The sequence below is a fragment of the Acinetobacter terrae genome (assembly GCF_002135195.1).
GTDB lineage: Bacteria > Pseudomonadota > Gammaproteobacteria > Pseudomonadales > Moraxellaceae > Acinetobacter > Acinetobacter terrae.
Genome location: NZ_NEGF01000005.1, coordinates 1 through 22,286 on the forward strand (window position 1 = coordinate 1; position 22,286 = coordinate 22,286).

Consider the following 22,286-nt stretch of genomic DNA (forward strand, 5'->3'; position numbering starts at 1 on the left):
ATACATCTTTTTAAKTCTGGTATTTTCTGCTTCCAGTTCTTGGAGTCTTGCCATTAATGATGTATCCATACCGCCATATTTAGCACGCCATTTATAGAAGGTCGCATTACTCATACCGTGTTCACGACAAAGGGCAGCTACAGGTGTGCCAGACTCCGCCTGTTTCAAAATGGACATGATCTGACTGTCAGTAAATTTAGATGTTTTCATGCAGAATCTCCTGCCTATACTTTAAGAGAAAATTCTACTTTTAGGTCCTATTATTTTCAGGGGGGATTACCCTGACGGTAGCTACAGCATAGAAACCAAATTGTACTGGATCCAAAAATATCAACAAAAATGGAATTAATATTTTATTTAAATGGCAATTGTAAGATTGCCATTTTTATTTTTAACTCAGAGCAACAATTTAAAAGCGACCTAGACTGTAAATCTAAATAGGTCTTGGGAAGATCTAAGGCATCAACAAAATATCAAAAATTAAAATCCAATGATAGAACTGGTGATGCAACGATTGTTTATGATCCCACAGAACAACGTGAAGCAATACAAACACAAAAATATCTAGACTGGATTAAAACCAATTATGGGACAGTACTAACCTTTACACCTAAGACAGGAGTTTATAATGGTCAAACTCATTAAAACGACCATACTTATAAATATAATAATGTTAGCTACAGGATGCTCATCTATGATGCAAAATAGTATTAGTTTTGCAATAAAAGGGCAAAACAAAAGTTATATTTATAAAAATACATGGCCTGAATGTGCTAATTTTAAGATAAATTCATCTTTAAAATACAATGACTTATCAGATAGCTGTAAGATATCCCCTGAGGGTTATGTCCCTGAACAAATTATTATTGAGTATGCACCTTGGTTAACTTATGAAGATCGGGTAAAAGCTGGACTAGGGAATGTCAGATCTTTTTTTCATTTAGATGAACTGCCTAGAGATAAATGGCCATCAGACGAGGTCTTGCATGCCCATGCCGACAATATAGAAAGAAAAATAATGACTACTATCGATAACCTCCCCCCTACAGCATGGAAACAGATTGTACTCACCCCACCTAAAGAAGTAGAAAAATACAAGTACCAACTTCCTGAAGGTAAAGGTAATTCTCGTCGTGGCAAAAATATCCATTACATCATTTCCTTGAACCCCGATGGTAGCTACGATATAGAAACCAAACTGTACTGGGTACAAAAATATCAAGAAAGGTGGAATTGATATTTTATTTAAATGGCAATTGTAAGATTGCCATTTTTATTTTTAAGCTAGAAAAATAACTTATAAGAGGTCTTGGGAAGATCTAAGGCATCAACGGAATATCAAGATTTAAAGTCCAATGATAAAACAGGTACTGCAACTATTGTTTATAGAGCAACCAGAGAGGATGAAGCTATTCAAATTACAAATTACCTTAACTGGATCAAAGCCAATTACGGGACAACACTTACTTTTAATGCAGAAAGTGGAGTTAAAGCAAAATGAAAATAAAATTTTTAACAATTAGTAGTTTATTTCTTTTAAATGGTTGCCAAGCAACAGCACCAACTATGAAAAATAGAATTAGTTTTGAAATGGATAATCAATATTGGCCGACCCATAGCATAGTTTACAAAAACAATTGGCCTGAATGTGGCAACTTATCAGGAACACCAGATGCGATAAAAAAGCAGAAATATATTACAACCTATAGTAGCTGTAAGATATCCCCCGAAGGTTATGTCCCTCAACAAATTATTATTGAGTATGCCCCTTGGTTAACTTATGAAGAACAGATAAAAAAAGGATATGGAGTTCCTGAAGAACTACGTTATGGTGGCGGAGAAGAGGCAGCAAAAAAAAAAAGGCTAGCTATAATGGCAGCACAACAAGAGGGTATAGCAAAAATCCCAGCTACTGCTTGGAAACGAATTGTACTCACTCCCCTTAAAGATGTAGAAAAATATAAGTACCAAGTTCCTGAAGGTAAAGGCAACCGAAGCCGAGGTAAAAATATCCATTACATCATTTCCCTTCACCCCGATGGTAGCTACGATATAGAAACCAAATTGTACTGGGTGCAAAAATATCAATTAAAATGGAATTGATATTTTATTTAAATGGCAACGTATATCAAAAATTAAAATCCAATGATAAAACAGGTACTGCAACCATTGTTTACTCAACAGATCCTAAGAAGAATGAAATTATTCAAATCCAGAAATATTTAGACTGGATTAAAGCCAATTACGGAACAGCATTAATATTTAAAGCAGCAAAAGCAGTTCATAATGGTCAAACTCATTAAGTTAAGCATCATTACTTAACTTCCACCATCTGAATAAACTCAAAAGCCGGCTCTTCATAAGGGTGGCTGGCCTTTAATGCTTTTGCCACGTTCGATGCTTGATCTTCAGGCACAATGGTTTCCACGCGCCACTCAGGAATTTGTTCCAAAGTATCCAATTTGCCAATAAACGGATTTGCGTCTTTCACTGGCTTAAACTGCCCTATTCCTAACACTTGCCATGCACAGTGCTCATAGTTACCAATACCACCTGCCCCAGCTTCAAACACTGCAAGTTTAGTGGATTCAAGATGTGATTCAGGAACGTAATAGATCAGTTTAAGCATGCTCTACACAAACAGAATAAAGATAGGTTTATCTTAATCCTTAAACCCAGATTAATCTCTCTGACATTTCATTGCTTGATTATAAAATCAGAACAAGCCAAATCATTTCAAATACAATAGCCTATTACTTTTCGTGACATTTCTCTGACAGTTCAAGCTTTTACATTGATCAAAAAACAAACTACCTTAAAAATAATACTCAATTTTATAATTTCTTCGAGTTTGAAATTTTTTATTTCTATCTCGCTCATTACAACAATATTTTTCATTACACCAATAGTCTTTCCAACTAAACAGTCCAACATGATGTTCAGGTATTCCATATACCGTTTACTGTTTCTCTGACTTTCATCTGGTGTAAGCAACTGGAGAAAATCAATGTTATTCATCATCAGTGTGCTTATTCAATTTTTTACAATCTGGGCGATTTTCTTTTTTGGACTCAGCCGTAATGCAGGTGCAATCACAACCATTATTGTGGCAATCGTTACCGCATTTATAAGTCCATGGTCACTCATTTTTGGTATTCCACTCATTCTGATCAGTTTAATTGTGATAATTGAACCTTTAAGGATGGCATTGATTACCAAGCCTGCCTATAAGGTTCTGGCGAATGCCATGCCGACAATGAGCATCACTGAACGCGAAGCTTTGGATGCAGGAACCAGTTGGTGGGAAAAAGACCTGTTTATGGGAGCACCGGATTGGTCTAAGTTTGAAAGTTATCCCTATCCTACTCTTTCGGCAGAAGAACAATCTTTTTTAGATAACGAGGTAGAATATTTATGCGGCATGCTGAATGACTGGGATATCCATCATCACTTTAAAGACTTACCTCCTGAAGCTTGGACTTATATTCGGGAAAATGGTTTTTTAGGCCTGATTATTCCTAAAGAATATGGCGGTCGTGCATTTAGTTCATTTGCCCAAAGCCGGATTATGAGCAAGATTGCTTCCCGCTCCTTAACTGCTGCGGTGAGTTGTATGGTGCCCAACTCTTTAGGACCTGGTGAGTTATTGCTACATTATGGAACTGAAGAACAAAAGAATCGCTATTTACCGGGCTTGGCCAAAGGTGAAGAGATTCCGTGTTTTGGTTTAACCAGTCCAGAAGCCGGTTCAGATGCCGGTGCAATCCCTGATACTGGTGTGGTGTGCTATGGAGATTTTGAAGGTCAGCAAGTACTGGGCTTACGCATGAATTTCTCCAAGCGCTGGATTACCTTGGCTCCGATTGCAACCGTAATTGGCTTAGCGTTTAAGCTTTATGATCCGAATGGGTTATTGGGTGATAAAAATAAAGTCGAATATGGCATTACCTGCGCGCTAATTCCTGCCAGTCATGAAGGTGTGAAAGTTGGTGCAAGACATAATCCTGGTTCACCTTTTATGAACGGAACGGTGGATGGTAAAGATGTCTTTATTCCATTGGACTGGATTATTGGCGGTTCTAAAAATATTGGTAAAGGCTGGCGGATGTTGATGGAATGCTTGGCAGTTGGTCGCGGCATTTCCCTGCCAGCCCTATCGACTGCCGCAAGTGAAATGACGTATTTAACCGTGGGTGCTTTTGCCAAAATTCGTCAGCAATTCAAAATTTCCGTGGGTAAATTTGAAGGTGTGCAGGAAGCAACCAGTGATATTGCCAGTGATACTTACATGCTGGAAGCCTTCCGCTATCTGGTCACCTGTGGTCTGAATCAAGGCGGTAAACCCGCGGTCATGACGGCAATGGCCAAATATTATGCCACTGAAACTATGCGCCGCGTGGTCAATCATGGTATGGATGTCGTCGGTGGTCGTGCCGTACAAATGGGGCCGCGTAACTTCTTAGCTCTTTACTATCAAGCTATTCCAGTCTCGATTACTGTTGAAGGCGCCAATATCCTCAGTCGTTCATTAATGATTTTTGGTCAGGGTTCTATGCGTTGTCATCCTTATCTGTTTGAGGAATTACAATTGCTTCAAGCCAAAGACAAAGATACTGCCCTCACCACCTTTAACGAGATGCTGTTTAAACACTTAGGTTATACTTTTAACCGCACTGCACGTGCGTTTGCTTATGGATATGTTGGCGGTTCATCAGATGCACCCAAAAGTGCCGATGAATTTACCCGTCCCTATTACAAAATCATTAATCGTTTAAGTGCTGACTTTTCACTGACTGCCGATATGTGTTTGGGTCTGCTTGCAGGTGACATTAAACGTAAAGAAATGCTTTCAGGACGTTTGGCAGATATTCATGCCAACCTGTTTATCAGTACCGCCATTCTTAAATATTATGAACATGGTAAAAAAACTGACGCTGAACAAGTGCATGCAAAACTGGCACTGGAAAAATCCCTGTTTAATGCGCAGGAAGCCTTTTATGGTTTGTTTGCTAACTTCCCTGTCGGTATTGCGGCAGGCTTAGTGAAATTCATTTGTTTCCCACTTGGTCGTGCTGTTAATAAACCAAGCGATGCTTTGAAACAACAGGCCGGCGATATCATTATGCAGGACAATGCTTTCCGCGATGAATTGAAAAAGCATGTGTTCTATAATACCGAGGCGGATGATGTGACCGGTCGTATGGAATCGACTTTTAATATGTTGCTTGAGTTAGAACCGCTTTGGGACAAGTTCAAAAAAGCAGAATCTAAAGGACAATTTAAAGGCTTAACCTTTGATGAACGCATTATGGATGCGGTCGAGATAGGTTTTGTGACTCAAGAGGAAGCATCAAGTCTTCTCACCTACAATGCCAAGCGCTACGATAGTATGTTGACAGATGTTTTTGATTCTGAACTTGATCAAACTCTGGAACTGGAAAATCCTTATAATGATGAAGAAGAATCGGCACCTATGCCTGATCCAAAACAGCAAGAACCCTTAGCACCATAAAAATTTTGGTAATAAAAGAACGGCTGATTAAAGCCGTTTTTTTATAATTACTATTCTAGTAAATTGCTAAATCTGATCATTTTAACTTCTTAAAAGTTTAGTTATGATCTTTTTAGCCATAATTACCTATAAGAAAGATGAACTGTGTCTAATAAACAAAATATCAATGAAATCGCCTTATCAACTGCAGAAAATATTGCTGATGAGTTAATATTTAAATCAGCAACAACATTTGTTGAAGATTTAGCTAAATCAGTTCCTATTGCTTCATTAGCGCTAGGATTAACAAAAGCGATATCAAACTATAAGACTGCAAAAGATCAACGCCAATTATTAGCCTTTGTTCAAGAAGTAGAAAATATAAATAATGGATTTATCGAAAAGTTTTTTAAAGACAAAGATAATACAGAATTAGGTTATGAAATCTTAGGAATACTTGACCAAACATATTTAGAAAAACAAGCACGAATGATAGGTCGAACCGCGGTACTATTTAAAAGTCTAAAAATTTCAAAGCAAGATTTTGATAAGTTTACTTATATTATTACTAAACTTAACCAACATCTATTCTCACAAATAATTCAGTTAAATGATTTGTATATCGAGAATATAGATTTTGAAGGAGGTGCGTCAATACCCTTTTTAAATATGGATTTTATAAGTTTTGGTTTTGTTGAACGAAGATTTGAACCTAGTTTTGGTGATGCTGACTTACTTTTAAATTTTAAAAACCATGAATATTTAGTGCAAAATGAATTTACTGAATTCTACGAAAAAATTTTCAAAGATTAAATCACATGACTAGCGACATGGATGTCGCTTGTTTGGTAGGGATACAAGGATGTGTCCTCTACCAAACAAAGCATTTTTGTTACTTTTGATGCTTTAAAAGTAACAGAATCAAAATATACAAGATAAAAAAACCACCTCTCGGTGGCTTTTTAAATCTAAAAATTAAGAACTTTGAAGCAGGTAGCTGCCTATCAAGAACAATATTTGCAGCCCAACTACTGCCATAAAAAACATCCAGCCTTTCTTACGTAAAGTCGCTTTATCAACAGCTGTATATGTCACAGTTTTTAGCATTGTGTCACCTCACTTAGAGATTCAATCCTGAACTTATATTTAGTGAACCATCTTTCTTCTATACTGCATCGTGATTGTGCATAAAATACACAAATACTCTTTCACTCCAATATAAAAGCAAAATCCAAACCAAGTCCAGCGGGAGAAATAAAAATTAAATAAAAAATATCTACAAAATAAAAAAGCCACCCGAAGGTGGCCTTTTTCAAAACACTTCCAGAATTAACCAATGAACTTACGTGCATTGCGGAACATGCGTAACCATGCACCATCTTCCGTCCATTCTTCAGGTTTCCAAGAATGCTGAACTGCACGGAAGTTACGTTCAGGATGCGGCATCATAATCGTTGCACGACCATCAAGAGACGTCACACCCGTAATCGCTTCTGGTGAACCGTTCGGATTCAATGGATACTGTTGTGTAGGGTTACCGAAGCTATCCACATAACGTAAACTTACCTGGTTGCTTGCATTTAATGCGGCAATCTTGTCTTCACTTGCAACGACACGACCTTCACCATGCGCAACCGCGATTGGTAAAATCGAACCTTCCATACCGTCTAACAAAATCGAATTAGATTTTTCAACACGTACGTTAACAGCACGCGCTTCAAACATCTCAGAAGTATTGCGGTGGAAACGTGGCCAAGCATCAGCACCCGGAATCAATGGAGCCAATTGAGACAACATTTGACAACCGTTACAAATCCCTAGAGAGAAGGTTTCTTGACGATTAAAGAACTTCTCGAACTGGTCACGAAGTTTAGGGTTGAATAGAACTGATTTAGCCCAACCACCACCTGCACCCATGACGTCACCGTAAGAGAAACCACCACAAGTCACCAGACCTTCAAAGTCATCCAGGCTAATACGACCTGCAATCAAATCGCTCATGTGAACATCGACAGTGTTGAAGCCAACTTTGTCGAATGCCGCCGCCATTTCCACCTGACCATTTACACCTTGTTCACGCAAGATCACCATGTTTGGACGACGTGAATTAATAAACGGCGCTTCAACAGGTTCATTCAAGTCGAATGTCGGCTGTGCGATGATACCTTTGTGGTTTTTGTCTGTGATTAAAGCAAACTCGGAATCCGCAGTTTCGACGTTGTCACGTAGACGTTGGATTTGGTGAGACACTTCAGTCCAAGCCACTTGCAAGTCGCTACGTTCAAGTACCAGACCATTGATAGACAATTGATCTGTCTTGTTTACACGACCAACAACGCTAATTGCATTTTTCAATACTGATTCAGCAACTTCAGCTTGTAATGCTTCCCAATCGCTTGCTGCGATTTGAAGTACAGCACCAATTTCTTCAGCAAATAAAGCTTCAGTCGATTGGTCTTCAAGCGCTACACCTAAACGTGAAGCGAACATCATTTCTGCAACAGTTGCGAGTAAACCACCATCACCGATGTCATGGTAAGCCTTCACTAAGCCGCGGTTATTCCAGTCTTGAACCAAAGCGAAAAATGCTTTGAAGTCATCGAAGCTGTCTACGTCTGGAGTCACTGAACCAATGGCTTTGTAAACCTGAGCAAGGATCGAACCGCCTAAACGGAACTGGCCTTTAGACAAGTCAATGCGTACTAATACTGAATCTTCATTTTTCAATTCAGGTGTTAATGTTTTACGCACATCACCAACGGGTGCAAATGCGGTAATCACACCGGTCATTGGTGAAGTGACTGATTTGTCAATCCCTTCATCATTCCAGGTGGTACGCATAGACAACGAGTCTTTACCGACTGGAATTGCGATACCCAAGGCTGGACACATTTCCATACCAATAGCTTTAACACCTTCGAATAGCGCCTGGTCTTCGCCTTTTTGACCGGCAGCCGCCATCCAGTTCGCAGACAATTTAATGTCGCTGATCTGTTCGATGTTGGCACACATGATGTTTGAAATCGATTCAGCCACAGCCAAACGTGCAGACGCAGCAGGATTTAACAATGCAACAGGAGGACGTTCACCCATCGCCATTGCTTCACCTGTGTAACCTACAAGGCTTGTGGTTGTTACTGCAGCATCCGCTACAGGAACTTGCCAGCGACCCACCATCTGGTCACGTGCAACCATACCGGTAATCGAACGGTCACCAATGGTGATCAAGAACGATTTAGACGCAACTGTCGGGTTCTTAAGAACACGGTAAATCGCATCTTTTAAATCAATATTTGCAGCAGTGAAATCATCGCCTTGACGTTCAATGGTTTCATATGAACGGCTCATACGAGGTGTACCACCCAGCATCACTTGCATTGGCATATCCACAGCTTTGTTACCAAACAATGGATCTTCAACCGTCAAATGACGCGCTTCAGTCGCTTCACCGAGTACTGCAAACGGACAGCGTTCACGTGCACAGATTGATTCAAATAATTCTAATGAAGATGGGCGAATCGCCAATACATAACGTTCTTGCGCTTCATTCGACCAGATTTCCATTGGAGACATTCCTGGCTCTAATGAAGGAATCTTACGAAGATTCAATACTGCACCGAGTTCGTGATCGTTCACCAGTTCAGGCATTGCATTGGATACACCGCCCGCACCGACGTCATGTACAGACACGATTGGGTTGTGGTCTTCCATGCGCCAGCAAGTATCAATCACTTCTTGGCAACGGCGTTCCATTTCTGGATTTTCACGTTGTACAGAAGCGAAATCCAGGTTTTCACCCAATTTACCACTATCTACAGAAGATGCTGCACCACCGCCTAAGCCGATCAGCATTGCAGGACCACCCAGAACGATCAATAAGTCGCCCGGTTGGATTGGATCTTTTTCTACATGGTCAGGACGGATGTTACCGTAACCACCGGCAATCATAATTGGTTTGTGGAAACCTTTTACATCGCCATTTACATTTTGTTCGAAAGTACGGAAGTAACCATTTAACGCAGGACGACCAAATTCGTTATTAAATGCAGCACCACCCAAAGGACCATCAATCATGATCTGTAGTGGAGACGCCATACGCGATGGTTTGCCGTAGTTTTCTTCCCAAGGTTGTTCGAACCCAGGAATATTCAGGTTAGACACGGTAAAGCCGGTTAAACCTGCTTTTGGTTTACCGCCACGACCTGTTGCGCCTTCGTCACGAATTTCACCACCTGAACCCGTCGCAGCACCGGCAAATGGTGCAATCGCTGTTGGATGGTTATGTGTTTCCACTTTCATGAGGATGTGAGCAGCTTGGCTCTTGTATTTATAAACGTGGTGACCGTTTTCATCCGGTTTTGGATAGAAACGTTGTGTGTCATAACCGACGATTACAGAGGCGTTGTCTTTATAGGCTGACAATACATCTGCAGGAGATTCTTTATAGGTGTTTTTAATCATTTGGAACAATGACAATGGCTGTTTTTCACCATCAATTGTCCATTCTGAACCGAAGATTTTATGACGGCAATGCTCAGAGTTTGCTTGAGCAAACATCATCAGCTCGATGTCGTGTGGGTTACGGCCCATCTTGGTAAATGCTGCAGTTAGGTAGTCGATTTCTTCATCTGACAATGCAAAACCAAATTCAGAGTTGGCTTTAACCAGTGCTTCCTTACCTTGACCTAAAATATCAATGCTATTTAAAGGTTTTGGTTCAGTCTCGTTAAATAAAGCAACGGCATCATCAATTTGATTGAAAACGCTTTCAGTCATGCGGTCATGCAATGCCAGTTTCACTTCATTCGATATTTCAGAAATACCCTTTAAAGTAAACAAAACACCGCGTTCAAGGCGGTGTATTGGGGTATTACAATTGGCAAAAATATCAGTCGCTTTAGAAGACCACGGAGAGATTGTCCCCAAACGCGGTGTTACAAGAACTTGAATTTCATCACTTGCCGCTTGGCGAACTTCAAAAGACGCACCGTCATTTAATAGTTGTAATGCAGATTGATGCTGCTGCTCGTTGAGCGCTTGATCAAACAGATAAATCCATTGACTTTCAATTGATTGAACAGAACTCATTGACGCTAAACGGTTTAAGAGTTGAGTTTTCTTAAAAGAAGAGTGTGCTGGTGCACCGGCCACGATAAACATGCTGATTTTGGCTCCACGGGCAGGTCTTTTGGACCATACCGCCAATGTGACTTAGAGAGAGCGCATATTCTACTTCGTATTGACCAAATCAGCTAGATAGAAATTCACGAATGTGCCATCAATTCATGCAAGAATACTGAAGAATACTTTAATTTTCAGTTAAAAATTTTGAATTTTATCTCTATCGGATTCTTTAGCATCTTGTTTCTAAATGTGATTTATAATTCGTAGAGTTATTGCCTATCAAGGGTTTTCAGCAGATGAAACACCGCCTCAGCTACAATTTTAAGTGATTGCAGATCAACCTGATCAATGCTGTCACAAGCACTGAGATAAAACGGCGAAAACTCAAGCACATCACCTTTCATTTGTTCATTAAATAGAATAATAGAGGTCCAAGACCGCAACATTTCAGAGTTTGAACCCGCATGATCAATGCAATTAAAGGCGTTCAGGAAACATGGAACATTTCCCTATCTGTTTATATGCTTTATTCAAAAGACAAATCATGTCGCACGACTCTAGTCTGTTGGACTTTTTTTTGGCATGATGATTTCAGGTCATCACTGAATAATGATAAATGGAACAAATGCGTTGGTTAGAACTCCTTTCGACAGTTCGTATTGGTAGCAAAAAACAAAGTACAGAGCAGGCTCGTAGCCCCTTCCATAAAGATTATGACCGCATTATTTTCTCGCAAAGTTTTCGACAACTGAACCGTAAAACCCAAGTTCATCCGTTGACGCAGCATGACGGTATTCATACCCGTTTAACCCATTCGCTGGAAGTATCCTGTATTGGTCGTTCACTCGGCATGCTCGCGGCTGAAAAAATTAAAGATCAACTGCCAGTGTGGATTTCTCCTGCCGATGTCGGGGCGATTATTCAGGCTGCCTGTTTAGCACATGATATTGGTAATCCACCTTTTGGACATGCCGGTGAATATGCCATTCGCGAATGGTTTGATGATGCTTCACATGGCAACTTTTTAGCAAAGCTCTCGCCTGAAGAACAAGCCGATGTGCGCCAGTTTGAAGGCAATGCCCAAGGTTTACGCTTACTGACCAAAATTGACTATCATCCCAATGATGGTGGTATGCGCTTAACTTACGCAACCTTAGGGGCTTACTTAAAGTACCCATGGCTGTCCAAAACCATTGCCTCACAAGGCGACCGCCCTGCCAGTCAACGGGCCAAGTTTGGTTGTTATCAATCCGAAAAAGAGATTTTGCAGCAAATTGCCGAACAGCTTGGTTTAATTCAGCTAGGTGAATATCACTATTGCCGTCATCCACTGACCTATTTATTGGAAGCAGCAGATGACATTTGCTATGCCCTGATTGATCTTGAAGATGGCATTATTTTAAACATGCTCTCTTATGAAGAAGTGGAACCCATTTTCCTCGACCTGATTGCGGATTATGGAACACCTCAAGAACTGTCTATGCCAACTACGACTTGGCAGCAAAAAATTGCCGCTTTACGTGGTCGTGTGATGAAACGTCTGGTGGATGAAGTGACCACGGCATTTGCCAGACATCACTATGAAATTTTGTCTGGGCAACTCAAAGGCAGCTTGTTGCAATATTGTTCTGAAGATATTGAACGTGGCATTGACCGAGCGAAGAACTTGGCGCGTGACAAAATTTTTGAACATCCGCAAAAAGCCGGTTTAGAAATTATTGCCCATCAAAGTTTGCAAAATATTTTAGATGCCTTTATTCCTTTGACCACACCGCATAAAACTTTAAGTTTCAAGGAACAGCGTTTAATGTCGATGCTGCAACGTGCAGGTGTGAATTTTGAAAGTAATCACTATGAAAATATTATGCAGGTTCTGGACATTATTTCTAAATTTTCAGACCATCAGGCCTATAACCTGTCGCAAGAGTTACAAGGTAATAAAGCGGGCTGGATGTAAATATTTTGCAGATATTTAGGCAAAACTCTCTGCAAAATTTAAATAAATATGCGTGCGCATTTTGCCTTTCGTGCAAATGCTCACTACTATGCAACGAACGATAGATAAGTGAAAAAATCAAAATGATTGGATGTCTCATTGGTGAAGTATTTGCTTTAGAAGCACCGACAGTACTATTAAATGTAAATGGCGTGGGCTATGAAGTGGATACACCGCTTTCTACATTTTGCCAATTACAAAAGGGGCAAAAGGTAACGCTATGGACGCATTTGACCGTTCGTGAAGATGCACAATTGCTTTACGGCTTTTTAGATGCACAAGAGAAAACCATTTTCCGTACCCTACTCAAAGTAAACGGCGTTGGTCCTAAAATGGCGCTGGGTATTTTATCGACTTTAAGTATCGATCTGCTCATTCATACCGTTGAAAATGAAGACCTCAATACACTCATTAAAGTTCCGGGTGTGGGTAGAAAAACCGCTGAACGTTTGATGATTGAACTTCGTGATCGTTTTAAAGCCATGTCTTCAGGCAATGTTCCAACCAATTCAACAGCACCACAAATTCAATTTATGGGGAATTCTGCTGTTGCTGAAGCAGAAGCGGCTTTACAATCACTCGGTTACAAACCTGCTGAAGCTCAAAAACTGATTAATGCCGTGAAAGGTGATTACACTGAAGCCGGTGATATTATCCGTGCAGCATTAAAGTCGATGAATAAATAACGTCATTATTTAAAATTATAGATGTAATGAAAGGCAGCATGGATGCTGCCGCAGAAATATGGCATACGGACATGCCATTATTTCTGCAAAGGGTTTTGTTACTTTTGCCCTGTCAAAAGTAAAGTTATGCCTACACAATGGCATCTAAACTCAGATAAATATTTGAGGCTGTATGAATCATCACAGACTCAATTGATGCCCCTAAAGGTAAATCTAATTCATTATGCAAGACCGTTTAATCAGTGGTTCTGAAAAACCTGAAGATCATTTTGATCGTGCCATTCGCCCCACTTCACTGGATGACTATGTTGGTCAACCGGTGGTACGTGAGCAAATGGAAATCTTTATTGGCGCAGCACGTGGTCGCGGTGAAGCACTTGACCATACCTTAATTTTTGGTCCACCGGGTTTGGGTAAAACCACGCTTGCCAATATTATCGCACGGGAAATGGGCGGGAATTTAAAATCAACTTCAGGTCCAGTACTTGAACGTGCCGGCGATTTGGCAGCCATGCTAACCAATCTGGAAGAAGGTGACGTTTTATTTATTGATGAAATTCATCGACTTTCTCCAGTGATTGAAGAAATTCTGTATCCCGCAATGGAAGATTACCAACTCGATATCATGATTGGTGAAGGACCTGGTGCACGTTCAATTAAACTGGACTTACCACCATTTACACTAGTTGCAGCAACGACTCGTGCAGGCTTACTGACCTCTCCGCTGCGTGACCGTTTCGGTATTGTGCAGCGTTTAGAGTTTTATTCGGTTGAAGATTTAACCCATATTGTGACACGTTCAGCATCGTTAATGGACGTTCCCATGACGGGTGATGGCGCTAAAGAAATTGCCCGTCGTGCGCGTGGTACACCGCGTATTGCCAACCGTTTACTGCGTCGTGTACGTGACTATGCACAAGTCAAAGGCAACGGTGAAGTCAATCAGGATATGGCACAACGTGCGCTGGATATGTTGAAAGTCGATAAAGATGGTTTGGACACTTTAGACCGTCGTTACTTAAGCATGTTGTTAGAACGTTTTGATGGTGGTCCTGCAGGTGTCGAAGCTTTGGCTGCTGCCATGGCGGAAGATTCTGGTACTTTGGAAGATGTGATTGAACCGTATTTGATTCAGCAAGGTTATGCGATGCGTACTGCTCGTGGACGTATTGCCACCAATATGGCGTATTTACAGTTTGGAATGACACCGCCTGAGCCGAAAGATAAATGATTTATAAAAGCAGCTTAGGCTGCTTTTTTATTTAGCATATATTTTAAGTTATCATTTATTTTTCTCATTAAAAATGACAAAACTTCAATTCTAGGCAAACCATTTAATTGCTGTTTTTCTTTATTTGAAAAATGTTGGTCATCTCCCGATTGAGCAATAAATTTTTCGAGCTGATTAGTATTACTTTTTGATTTATATTCGTTTAATAAATAATACGCAATCACTGTAAAAATATCAGAGTAAATTATTATTTTATCTAGACTTTCATTATGGGGATCAAAATAAAGATCTAATTTTACTAATGTCAAAATTGCTTGTTCATTTAGCTCTTTCAATTGTTTATAAGCTACATTTCTCTCATTAGAATTATTTTCTAATAGATGTGCTTCAAAATATTCAGCATTAAAAATAAACTTCGTTATGTAACTTTGATACTCTGCACTCACTGCTCTTACTTGATTTTCCCAATTTTCTAATTTTTTAAATTCTAGCTCATTACTTTGTAACATTTGTTGTTGATCAAATAACTTTGTATTTAAGTCAAGCGAGGTTCTTTCAGAACTTTCAATTTGCTTAATAACAGCTTCAAAAGACTGTTTAGTTAAATCAAAACTTTTCCGCCCATACCAATAAGCTAGCCATGTTGCAAAACCGCCAAGAATGAGGGCAATAATCACCGATAGTGCAAAAGAGGAAATTGCGGTTGTATCTGTAGAAGTGACATTTAGGTCTAAAGGAATCTTCTGCTGATTTGTTTCCGCAATAATTTCTGTTTTAACCAATGGCTGTTGTGGTACTGTCCACGGAAGCTGGATCATTAACGCTTGTTTGCCTTCTTGTTCTGCCATCTTTCCCTAACTTATTTTTTAAATATCTGTTGGGGGGATATATTAAAGGTTTTTTCTTTTAATTTTAATCAATTAGATACTTATAAATTAGAGATGACACGTACCTCTTCCACCAACATCAACTCACACGCACCACCGCCTGTATCTTCACGGCTTAAAGAACTACGCCAAGTCCATCCATCTGGAGACTTCACTTCTACCAACTGTCCTTTTAAATAAATCAAATTGTCTTGATCAATTTGAGCCAGTTGTTTGGCAATGGCTTTAGTCGCCGGAATCAAATGCGTATTTGCACTGTGTGTTTCAATTTCACGTACCGGAATAGGTGGAGCATTTTCATAACGCCAATGATACCAACGATTGCTTTGCCGGATAGATAACTGTTTATAAACTTCAGGATCAGCCATTTTGTCCCATCCCAAAGCAAAATCAATCGGGCTAATCTCAGATTCACGCCCAAAATTATAATTTTCTTTGGATAAAACCCGAAACTCTCCTGTATAAGGCTGCAAATTTGTCATGCTATAGCCATTAAACTGATGAATCCCCTCTGTGGTTTGATAATCAGCAGCATCTGAAATACCTTTATCCGGTTTCAGCCAATATGACCACAGTGCAAATCCAATGGCGAAAATGATGAGATATTTCAAAAAACGGTTCATTTTAAACTCGAATATTTAACCGTGATGCAATGCGCCATCCATAGATGGAATCAAATGAAATCGCTAAGCATAGATTCAAAAAGTAAGTGTTATATACAAATTTTATAAACTCACTTTCACATGAAATACATAATTTTACAATGTAAAAAATCAAATAAAGCCCTTTGAGAACAAACACTAACACCCAATATACCTTTAAAGTATCAACAAATACTTAGAGGGTTTTGGTCGAATTTAGATCAGTATGCAATGCTAGAGAATCACTTTAATCATTTCAAACTCTTAAGGATTTTCCCAAGATATGAACATGTACAAGCAGATCTCCCTTTGTCTTCCACTTATCCTTTGCAGCCAACTCAGCTTTGCAGACTGGATTGATGATTCCGTTAAAAATGTAGAAGCGCATACCATTAAGCTTCGACAACATATTCATCAACACCCTGAACTTGGAAATATGGAATTCAAAACTTCTGAACTGGTACAAAAAGAGTTGAAATCTTATGGAATTGAAGTACGTAAAGGCTATGCCAAAACTGGTGTGATTGGTGTACTTAAAGGTGCCAAACCCGGACCGGTTATGGCGCTACGTGCAGATATGGATGCCCTGCCGATTGAAGAAAAAACTGGACTTCCTTATGCCAGTAAAGCCAAAGCCATTTATCAAGGGGCAGAAACTCACGTGATGCACGGTTGTGGTCATGATGCCCATACCGCAATGTTACTGGGTGCCGCCAAAGCTTTAGCAGCCAATAAAGATAAAATTGCAGGTACTGTGGTATTTGTATTCCAACCGGCTGAAGAAGGTGGTGCCGATATTGATAACTTTACCCAAGGTCATTTAATCGGTTCACGTAAAATGATTGCCGATGGTGCGTTGAATAATCCTAAACCGGAAGTGATTTTTGGAATGCACGTAATGGCAGGCATGCCAAGCGGCAATATCTTGTATAAAGATGGCGCGATTTTGAATAGTGCCGACCACTTACGCATTCAGGTCAATGGTAAACAAGTCCATGGTTCTATGCCTTGGCTTGGTCGTGACCCAATCTATGCTTCTGCGCAAATGATTAACAACATGCAAAGTTTAGTCAGTCGTACTGCAGATTTAACCAAAGGTATGGGCGTAGTCAGTATTGGCAGTATCCACGGCGGAACAACAGGTAATGTCATCCCCGATCAGGTGAATATGGTTGGCACCATTCGCTCTAACAGTGAAGATGTGCGACAAGGCATTTTAAAAACTTTACCGAAAATGGTCGAACATAATGCCGCAGCCAATGATGTCACTGCAAAAGTGGAAATTGCGCCATATGCGCCAGTAACCACCAATGACAAAACCTTAACCAAGCTGATGCAACCCACGCTTGCCCAAGTGAATGGCGAAGATAAACTGCATGTGCTGGACAACAATGCCAGTGCCAGTGAAGACTTTGCCTATTATGGCAAGTTAATGCCGTCTTTATTTGTCTTTGTGGGCGCAACACCTGCAGATCAAGACATGGCGAAAGCTGCACCTAACCATAACCCGTTATTTATAGTCGATAATGCAACTTTAAAAACCGGGGTAGAAAGCCATGTGCGCTTCATCCTGGATTATCCAAAAGTTGCCGAACAGGTACAGACAGACTGGAAAAAGATGCAAGCTGCAAAAAAATAAAGTACATTTTTAAAAAAAAGTGAGCATCCTTTGCTCACTTTTTTTATATCTAAAGGTTTTGTGGAGTGAATACAGAATAGATCTCATTTGAAACCTTGTGCCATTGGACTAAAAACTCAAACTGCTAAACTGCAATGCGTTACACAGCTTGACTCTTAGCGAAAAAAACGTCATTTTTACAGATTTTTTAATCCGCTAAAAGTATAGCTAAAACCATAAAACTGAATTGAAAGATGGGACACAATCATGGCGAATAAATTCGAATTCAACATTCGTGTATATATTGAAGACACTGACGCAGGTGGCATTGTCTATCATGCAAACCATATTCGTTTTATGGAACGTACCCGTACCGAATGGTTACGTGCGGCAGGTGTTGACCACTACTGGCACCAAAAAGATTATCACTTTGTAGTACATAAAATAAATGTGAAATATTCACGTCCAATCCTGATGGATGACCTCATTACCGTTACTGCGAGTGTTGTTTCATGCAAAGCAACATCTTTTGTATTGCAACAAAATATTTATCGTGGTGAAATCATGCTTGCATCTGGCGAAGTCGAATTGGCATGTATTAGTGTAGACGGCATGCGTCCAACACGGCTTCCTGAAGAAATCCGTAATCTAATTCTAAAAGAGTTAGGACAAGACTAAAAAATTCATTGGCACATTGTAACTATGGCAACACAACTAGAATCATCTTTACACATATCAGATCTTATTTTACAAGCAAGTCCCATCGTTCAACTGGTAATGCTCGTGCTCCTGCTAGCATCTTTATACAGTTGGTATCTGATTGCCAAGTTACATATGAGTTATAAAAAAGCCCAGGCTGATGATGAACATTTTCAAAAAATCTTCTGGTCTGGCGCTGAACTTAATACCCTATATAACAACGCCCAACTCAATTCTAAACGCACCGGTTTGGAAGATATCTTCTATCAAGGCATTGGCGAGTTTTTTAAACTCAAAAAATTCCAAGCCCCGAATACGCAAACGATTGAAGGTACAGAACGTATTTTACGTGTCGGTTTAAGCCGTGACCAAGGTCTGCTTGAACAAGGCTTAGGCGCACTTGCCAGCATTGGTTCTGTTGCACCTTATGTCGGTCTGTTCGGTACAGTCTGGGGTATTATGAATGCCTTCATTGGTCTGGCCGATGTTGATCAAGTGACTTTGGCAACCGTAGCTCCGGGTATTGCCGAAGCTCTAATTGCAACCGCGATTGGTCTTTTTGCAGCAATTCCTGCTGTATTGGCCTTTAACCATTACACGGCGAAAGGTGAAACAGTCTATTCAGACCGTGCATTATTTGCTGAAGAAATGGTGGCGCTATTACAACGTCAAACTGTGAGTTCTGCACAGGAAAATGACTAATGGCAATTCAGCGTTCTGGACGCTTTGAGCGGGTTAAAAAACCACTAAAAAGTGAGATGAATGTCGTCCCTTATATTGACGTCATGCTGGTACTTTTGGTGATTTTTATGGTCACAGCACCCATGATCACCAGTGGGATTAAAGTCGATTTACCTCAAGCCAATGGCAATCCCATCGAATCTAAAGATGCACCAACAATCGTGACGCTGGATCAAGATGGTCTTTATTATTTGGAATACAAAAACCAAAAAACAGGTCCTGTGGATCTCGCTCAGTTGACGAGTCTTTTAGTTGAGGCACAAACAAAAGCCAAGGATGACAACAAGGAACTGAATGTTGTCATTAATGGGCATACCACACGTCCCTATGGAGATGTCATGGCTTTAATGTCGGGTCTTCAAGATGCTGGTTTAACACAAGTTAGTCTGCTCACTAAGCCTCTAGAATAAAGTATGAAAGATTTGAAAAAGCCACAATCCAAAGAAAAAACAATTGCGCTTGGATTTACCCTCGGGATCCATGCTGTGGCAATGACTGGCTTACTTTTTTTGGGCATGAGCAAACCTGTCGAGCCGCCTAAACAAATTAAAATGGTTTTGGTCACGCCTGAGGACTTGCTCCCTCCCGATCCTGTGCCTTTAGAACAGACAGACTCGACTGAAACAGCACATAAAAAGGTTGCAGAACAAGTTCAACAAACGGCAAAACCGAGTGTTGAACCTGCACCTGTTATTCCAGTTGCACTGCCTACCCCTCCTACTCCAGCACCAGCACCAGCCGCTCAGGAAGCCAAAGCTGCGGCTGAAGCAGTGCAAAAAGCGCAACAGCAAGCTGCAGAAAAGGCAAAAGCGGCTGAAGCAAATAAGTTAAAAGCCCAAGCAGATGCTCAAGCCAAGGCAAAAGCAGAGGCTACTGAAAAAGCCCGAGTTGATACCGCTGCGAAAGCTAAATCTGACGCGGCTGAAAAAGCGAAAGCAGACGCTACTGCGAAGGCCAAAGCTGATGCAGTGAATAAAGCTAAGGCTGATGCCATTAATAAAGCTAAAGCCGATGCTTTGAATAAAGCCAAAGTCGATGCAGCGAATAAAGCCAAAGCCGATGCAGCAAATAAAGCCAAAGCAGATGCTGCAAATAAAGCTAAAGCCGATGCTGCAAATAAAGCAAAAGCCGATGCAGCGAATAAAGCCAAAGCGGATGCTGCTAATAAAACAAAAGCCGATGCAGCGAATAAAGCCAAAGCGGATGCTGCTAATAAAGCAAAAGCCGATGCAGCGAATAAAGCCAAAGCCGATGCAGCGAATAAAGCCAAAGCCGATGCTGCAAATAAAGCTAAAGCCGATGCAGAAGCCCGTGAACGTGCTGCTGAAGAAGCCAAAGCATCATCTGCTAAACAAGCCGCTGAAGAAGCCGCGACTAAAAAAGCGGAAGCAAAGAAAATTGCCTCAACTGCAAAACGTGACTTTGAAAATAAAGTTAGACGTGCGTGGGATATTCCGAGCGGCTCCTCCGGTCAAAAAGCCACTGCTCGGGTGACTTTAAGTGACAGTGGTACAGTGCAATCAGTTATCGTCAGTTCAAGTGATCCAGATATGAAAGCAAGTGTGGAAGCCGCTGTACGTGCAGCAGCGCCTTACCCGATGCCTTCCGATCCAGATGCACGACGTGAAGCAAGAACCTTTACCTCAAGCTTTACTGCGAAATGAAATAAAAAGCCACATCAAATTTAATTGATGTGGCTTTTTTTGACGTTTAAACTCAAATTTCACTAAAAACAGATAATATTTTATTCACTTTTCACAGTCTTATAACAGTTTAGTCATCATGATGTACTTCCAATAAAGCAAAATCATGCCATTATGTGACACAACCGAATTCACAATAATTTACATTTTTTAGAGTACGTAGCGGATGATGGAAATGACGCGTAAACATCTACTTTGCCTAACCATTTTGACAGCTTTAAGTCCCGTTTTAGCGACCCAGTCTTATGCACAACTGCATTTAGAAATTGCTAAAGCACCAGAAGAAGCACCGAAGATTGCCATTATTCCGTTTAATAATGATCAAAGCATTTATCCTATTGTAGAAAATGACTTAAACCGTTCAGGCAAATTTTCAAGTGCTTCAAAAAACCTGCCTGCAACAGCAAGTATGAATACACCCAATGCAGCGGCATGGAAATCTGCAGGTGTTCCGTATGTGGTCACAGGTACAGTAAAAACAACAGAAAATGGCAGTTTTGAAGTTCACTATCAACTCTATGATGTAGAAAAACAGCAGTATTTATTAAATGAATTACTGACTGTTCCTGCTTCACGTATTCGTCAAGCCGGACACATGATTAGTGATGCAATTTATCAGGCATTGACCGGTATTGCAGGTGACTTTAGCGGACGTATTGCTTATGTACTGCGCAATCCAGCTACTCCTGAACAGCGTTATACCCTGCAAATTGCAGATACGGATGGCGAACAGCCAAAAACCATTCTCACCTCTCGTGATCCAATCTTGTCACCTGCCTGGACACCGGATGCGAAAAAAATTGCCTATGTTTCATTTGAAACCAAACGCCCTGCAATTTATGTACAAAACTTGGCTACAGGTCAACGTGAAAAACTGGCGAGCTTCCGTGGTTTAAACGGTGCGCCAAGCTTCTCTCCAGATGGTAAAAGCATGCTGTTTACTGCATCTTTGCATGGCAACCCTGAAATCTATCAAATGAATCTGGAAACACGTCAGTTACAACGTATGACCAATGACAGTGCAATTGATACCGAAGCGCGTTATGCCCCAGACGGTAAATCATTTATTTTCACCTCTGACCGAGGCGGTTCACCACAAATTTATACCTACAATTTTGCCAATGCTTCAAGTAAACGCCTTACGTTCCGTGGTGCATTTAATGCACGTGGCACATTAAGTGCGGATGGTAAAAAAATCGCTTTAGTCCATCGTCCAAGTGGCAGTAATTACAAAGTGGCGATTCAGGACATCAATACTGGTATTACCAATATTCTGACCCCAACCAGTCTGGATGAATCACCAAGTTTCTCGCCAAATGGGCAAATGGTGGTCTATGCAACACGTGAAGGGAATCGTGGCTTATTGTCCATCATGTCACTGGATGGTCGTTTCCGCATGAATTTACCAAGTGAACAAGGCGAGGTTCGCGAACCTGCTTGGGCACCCAAATAACAATTTAATTTAAAGC

General features: G+C 40.5%; 20 protein-coding genes. 14 read left to right on the plus strand and 6 right to left on the minus strand.

Annotated features, from left to right (window positions below; genetic code table 11):
* Window positions 1-210, minus strand: a 210-nt coding sequence (tnpA, locus tag B9T23_RS07040; RefSeq protein WP_143222509.1) for an IS66 family insertion sequence element accessory protein TnpA, incomplete at its 3' end; no start/stop codon positions are given.
* A gap of 418 nt (window positions 211-628) precedes the next feature.
* Here tnpA and B9T23_RS07045 point away from each other — a divergent pair.
* The 3 genes from B9T23_RS07045 to B9T23_RS07055 all read left to right on the plus strand — a co-directional run bounded on the left by B9T23_RS07045 (window position 629) and on the right by B9T23_RS07055 (window position 2,303).
* Window positions 629-1,237, plus strand: coding sequence for a hypothetical protein (locus tag B9T23_RS07045; protein ID WP_086193583.1), 609 nt, complete (start codon window positions 629-631; stop codon window positions 1,235-1,237).
* 260 nt (window positions 1,238-1,497) lie between these two features.
* Window positions 1,498-2,103, plus strand: coding sequence for a hypothetical protein (locus B9T23_RS07050; RefSeq protein ID WP_143222510.1), 606 nt, complete (start codon window positions 1,498-1,500; stop codon window positions 2,101-2,103).
* Window positions 2,094-2,303, plus strand: coding sequence for a hypothetical protein (locus tag B9T23_RS07055; RefSeq protein ID WP_086193584.1), 210 nt, complete (start codon window positions 2,094-2,096; stop codon window positions 2,301-2,303). Before B9T23_RS07050 ends, B9T23_RS07055 begins: the two co-directional genes overlap by 10 nt.
* Window positions 2,304-2,314: 11 nt before the next feature.
* Here B9T23_RS07055 and B9T23_RS07060 read toward each other — a convergent pair whose 3' ends face one another.
* Window positions 2,315-2,629 carry an NGG1p interacting factor NIF3 gene (locus tag B9T23_RS07060; RefSeq protein ID WP_086193585.1) on the minus strand — a complete coding sequence of 105 codons (315 nt, stop codon included), beginning with the start codon at window positions 2,627-2,629 and terminating at the stop codon, window positions 2,315-2,317.
* 378 nt (window positions 2,630-3,007) lie between these two features.
* Between B9T23_RS07060 and B9T23_RS07070 the strand changes: the two genes are divergently transcribed.
* Both B9T23_RS07070 and B9T23_RS07075 read left to right on the plus strand, forming a co-directional pair.
* On the plus strand, window positions 3,008-5,512 hold the full coding sequence (locus tag B9T23_RS07070) for an acyl-CoA dehydrogenase (protein ID WP_086193587.1): 2,505 nt from the start codon (window positions 3,008-3,010) through the stop codon (window positions 5,510-5,512).
* Between the two features lie 144 nt (window positions 5,513-5,656).
* The gene (locus B9T23_RS07075) at window positions 5,657-6,304 is read left to right on the plus strand and encodes a hypothetical protein (RefSeq protein WP_086193588.1); all 648 of its coding nucleotides are present in this window, start codon (window positions 5,657-5,659) and stop codon (window positions 6,302-6,304) included.
* 162 nt (window positions 6,305-6,466) lie between these two features.
* On the opposite strand, the gene B9T23_RS17150 is transcribed toward B9T23_RS07075, so the two are convergent.
* Window positions 6,467-6,598: a KGW motif small protein gene (locus tag B9T23_RS17150; protein WP_265733410.1), complete on the minus strand. Its 132-nt coding sequence runs from the start codon at window positions 6,596-6,598 to the stop codon at window positions 6,467-6,469.
* A 222-nt stretch (window positions 6,599-6,820) separates the two neighbouring features.
* A complete protein-coding gene (gene purL, locus B9T23_RS07080; protein WP_086193589.1) occupies window positions 6,821-10,651 on the minus strand; it encodes a phosphoribosylformylglycinamidine synthase in 3,831 nt (1,276 codons plus the stop codon).
* Window positions 10,652-11,231: 580 nt separating this feature from the next.
* Between purL and B9T23_RS07085 the strand changes: the two genes are divergently transcribed.
* From B9T23_RS07085 to ruvB, 3 genes are all read left to right on the plus strand, one after another.
* Complete coding sequence (locus tag B9T23_RS07085; RefSeq protein ID WP_086193590.1) at window positions 11,232-12,572, plus strand: deoxyguanosinetriphosphate triphosphohydrolase; 1,341 nt, start codon at window positions 11,232-11,234, stop codon at window positions 12,570-12,572.
* A 122-nt stretch (window positions 12,573-12,694) separates the two neighbouring features.
* Window positions 12,695-13,297: a Holliday junction branch migration protein RuvA gene (gene ruvA / locus B9T23_RS07090; RefSeq protein ID WP_086193591.1), complete on the plus strand. Its 603-nt coding sequence runs from the start codon at window positions 12,695-12,697 to the stop codon at window positions 13,295-13,297.
* 223 nt (window positions 13,298-13,520) lie between these two features.
* A complete protein-coding gene (gene ruvB, locus B9T23_RS07095) occupies window positions 13,521-14,528 on the plus strand; it encodes a Holliday junction branch migration DNA helicase RuvB (protein ID WP_067724937.1) in 1,008 nt (335 codons plus the stop codon).
* A gap of 14 nt (window positions 14,529-14,542) precedes the next feature.
* Here the strand turns inward: ruvB and B9T23_RS16870 are convergent, their stop codons facing one another.
* Window positions 14,543-15,376, minus strand: a complete 834-nt coding sequence (locus B9T23_RS16870) for a hypothetical protein (protein WP_213033031.1) — start codon at window positions 15,374-15,376, stop codon at window positions 14,543-14,545.
* An 80-nt stretch (window positions 15,377-15,456) separates the two neighbouring features.
* A complete protein-coding gene (locus B9T23_RS07105; RefSeq protein ID WP_086193592.1) occupies window positions 15,457-16,038 on the minus strand; it encodes a hypothetical protein in 582 nt (193 codons plus the stop codon).
* A gap of 307 nt (window positions 16,039-16,345) precedes the next feature.
* Between B9T23_RS07105 and B9T23_RS07110 the strand changes: the two genes are divergently transcribed.
* The 6 genes from B9T23_RS07110 to tolB all read left to right on the plus strand — a co-directional run bounded on the left by B9T23_RS07110 (window position 16,346) and on the right by tolB (window position 22,270).
* Complete coding sequence (locus B9T23_RS07110) at window positions 16,346-17,695, plus strand: amidohydrolase (RefSeq protein ID WP_171263073.1); 1,350 nt, start codon at window positions 16,346-16,348, stop codon at window positions 17,693-17,695.
* A gap of 246 nt (window positions 17,696-17,941) precedes the next feature.
* Window positions 17,942-18,352, plus strand: a complete 411-nt coding sequence (ybgC, locus tag B9T23_RS07115) for a tol-pal system-associated acyl-CoA thioesterase (RefSeq protein WP_067724926.1) — start codon at window positions 17,942-17,944, stop codon at window positions 18,350-18,352.
* Between the two features lie 24 nt (window positions 18,353-18,376).
* On the plus strand, window positions 18,377-19,075 hold the full coding sequence (gene tolQ, locus B9T23_RS07120) for a protein TolQ (RefSeq protein ID WP_086193594.1): 699 nt from the start codon (window positions 18,377-18,379) through the stop codon (window positions 19,073-19,075).
* Entirely contained in the window at window positions 19,075-19,524 is a 450-nt protein-coding gene (gene tolR, locus B9T23_RS07125) for a protein TolR (RefSeq protein ID WP_067724922.1), read from the plus strand. Before tolQ ends, tolR begins: the two co-directional genes overlap by 1 nt.
* Before the next feature lie 3 nt (window positions 19,525-19,527).
* Window positions 19,528-20,778 carry a cell envelope integrity protein TolA gene (tolA, locus tag B9T23_RS07130; RefSeq protein ID WP_086193595.1) on the plus strand — a complete coding sequence of 417 codons (1,251 nt, stop codon included), beginning with the start codon at window positions 19,528-19,530 and terminating at the stop codon, window positions 20,776-20,778.
* A 208-nt stretch (window positions 20,779-20,986) separates the two neighbouring features.
* Complete coding sequence (tolB, locus tag B9T23_RS07135) at window positions 20,987-22,270, plus strand: Tol-Pal system beta propeller repeat protein TolB (protein WP_171263074.1); 1,284 nt, start codon at window positions 20,987-20,989, stop codon at window positions 22,268-22,270.
* Window positions 22,271-22,286 lie beyond the last annotated feature (16 nt).

Coding starts and splice junctions, on each gene's coding strand:
- B9T23_RS07045 (WP_086193583.1), top strand. CDS start 629: ATGGTCAAACTCATTAAAACGACCATACTTATAAATATAATAATGTTA.
- B9T23_RS07050 (WP_143222510.1), top strand. CDS start 1,498: ATGAAAATAAAATTTTTAACAATTAGTAGTTTATTTCTTTTAAATGGT.
- B9T23_RS07055 (WP_086193584.1), top strand. CDS start 2,094: ATGGAATTGATATTTTATTTAAATGGCAACGTATATCAAAAATTAAAA.
- B9T23_RS07060 (WP_086193585.1), bottom strand. CDS start 2,629: ATGCTTAAACTGATCTATTACGTTCCTGAATCACATCTTGAATCCACT.
- B9T23_RS07070 (WP_086193587.1), top strand. CDS start 3,008: ATGTTATTCATCATCAGTGTGCTTATTCAATTTTTTACAATCTGGGCG.
- B9T23_RS17150 (WP_265733410.1), bottom strand. CDS start 6,598: ATGCTAAAAACTGTGACATATACAGCTGTTGATAAAGCGACTTTACGT.
- purL (WP_086193589.1), bottom strand. CDS start 10,651: ATGTTTATCGTGGCCGGTGCACCAGCACACTCTTCTTTTAAGAAAACT.
- B9T23_RS07085 (WP_086193590.1), top strand. CDS start 11,232: ATGGAACAAATGCGTTGGTTAGAACTCCTTTCGACAGTTCGTATTGGT.
- ruvA (WP_086193591.1), top strand. CDS start 12,695: ATGATTGGATGTCTCATTGGTGAAGTATTTGCTTTAGAAGCACCGACA.
- ruvB (WP_067724937.1), top strand. CDS start 13,521: ATGCAAGACCGTTTAATCAGTGGTTCTGAAAAACCTGAAGATCATTTT.
- B9T23_RS16870 (WP_213033031.1), bottom strand. CDS start 15,376: ATGGCAGAACAAGAAGGCAAACAAGCGTTAATGATCCAGCTTCCGTGG.
- B9T23_RS07105 (WP_086193592.1), bottom strand. CDS start 16,038: ATGAACCGTTTTTTGAAATATCTCATCATTTTCGCCATTGGATTTGCA.
- B9T23_RS07110 (WP_171263073.1), top strand. CDS start 16,346: ATGTACAAGCAGATCTCCCTTTGTCTTCCACTTATCCTTTGCAGCCAA.
- ybgC (WP_067724926.1), top strand. CDS start 17,942: ATGGCGAATAAATTCGAATTCAACATTCGTGTATATATTGAAGACACT.
- tolQ (WP_086193594.1), top strand. CDS start 18,377: ATGGCAACACAACTAGAATCATCTTTACACATATCAGATCTTATTTTA.
- tolR (WP_067724922.1), top strand. CDS start 19,075: ATGGCAATTCAGCGTTCTGGACGCTTTGAGCGGGTTAAAAAACCACTA.
- tolA (WP_086193595.1), top strand. CDS start 19,528: ATGAAAGATTTGAAAAAGCCACAATCCAAAGAAAAAACAATTGCGCTT.
- tolB (WP_171263074.1), top strand. CDS start 20,987: ATGGAAATGACGCGTAAACATCTACTTTGCCTAACCATTTTGACAGCT.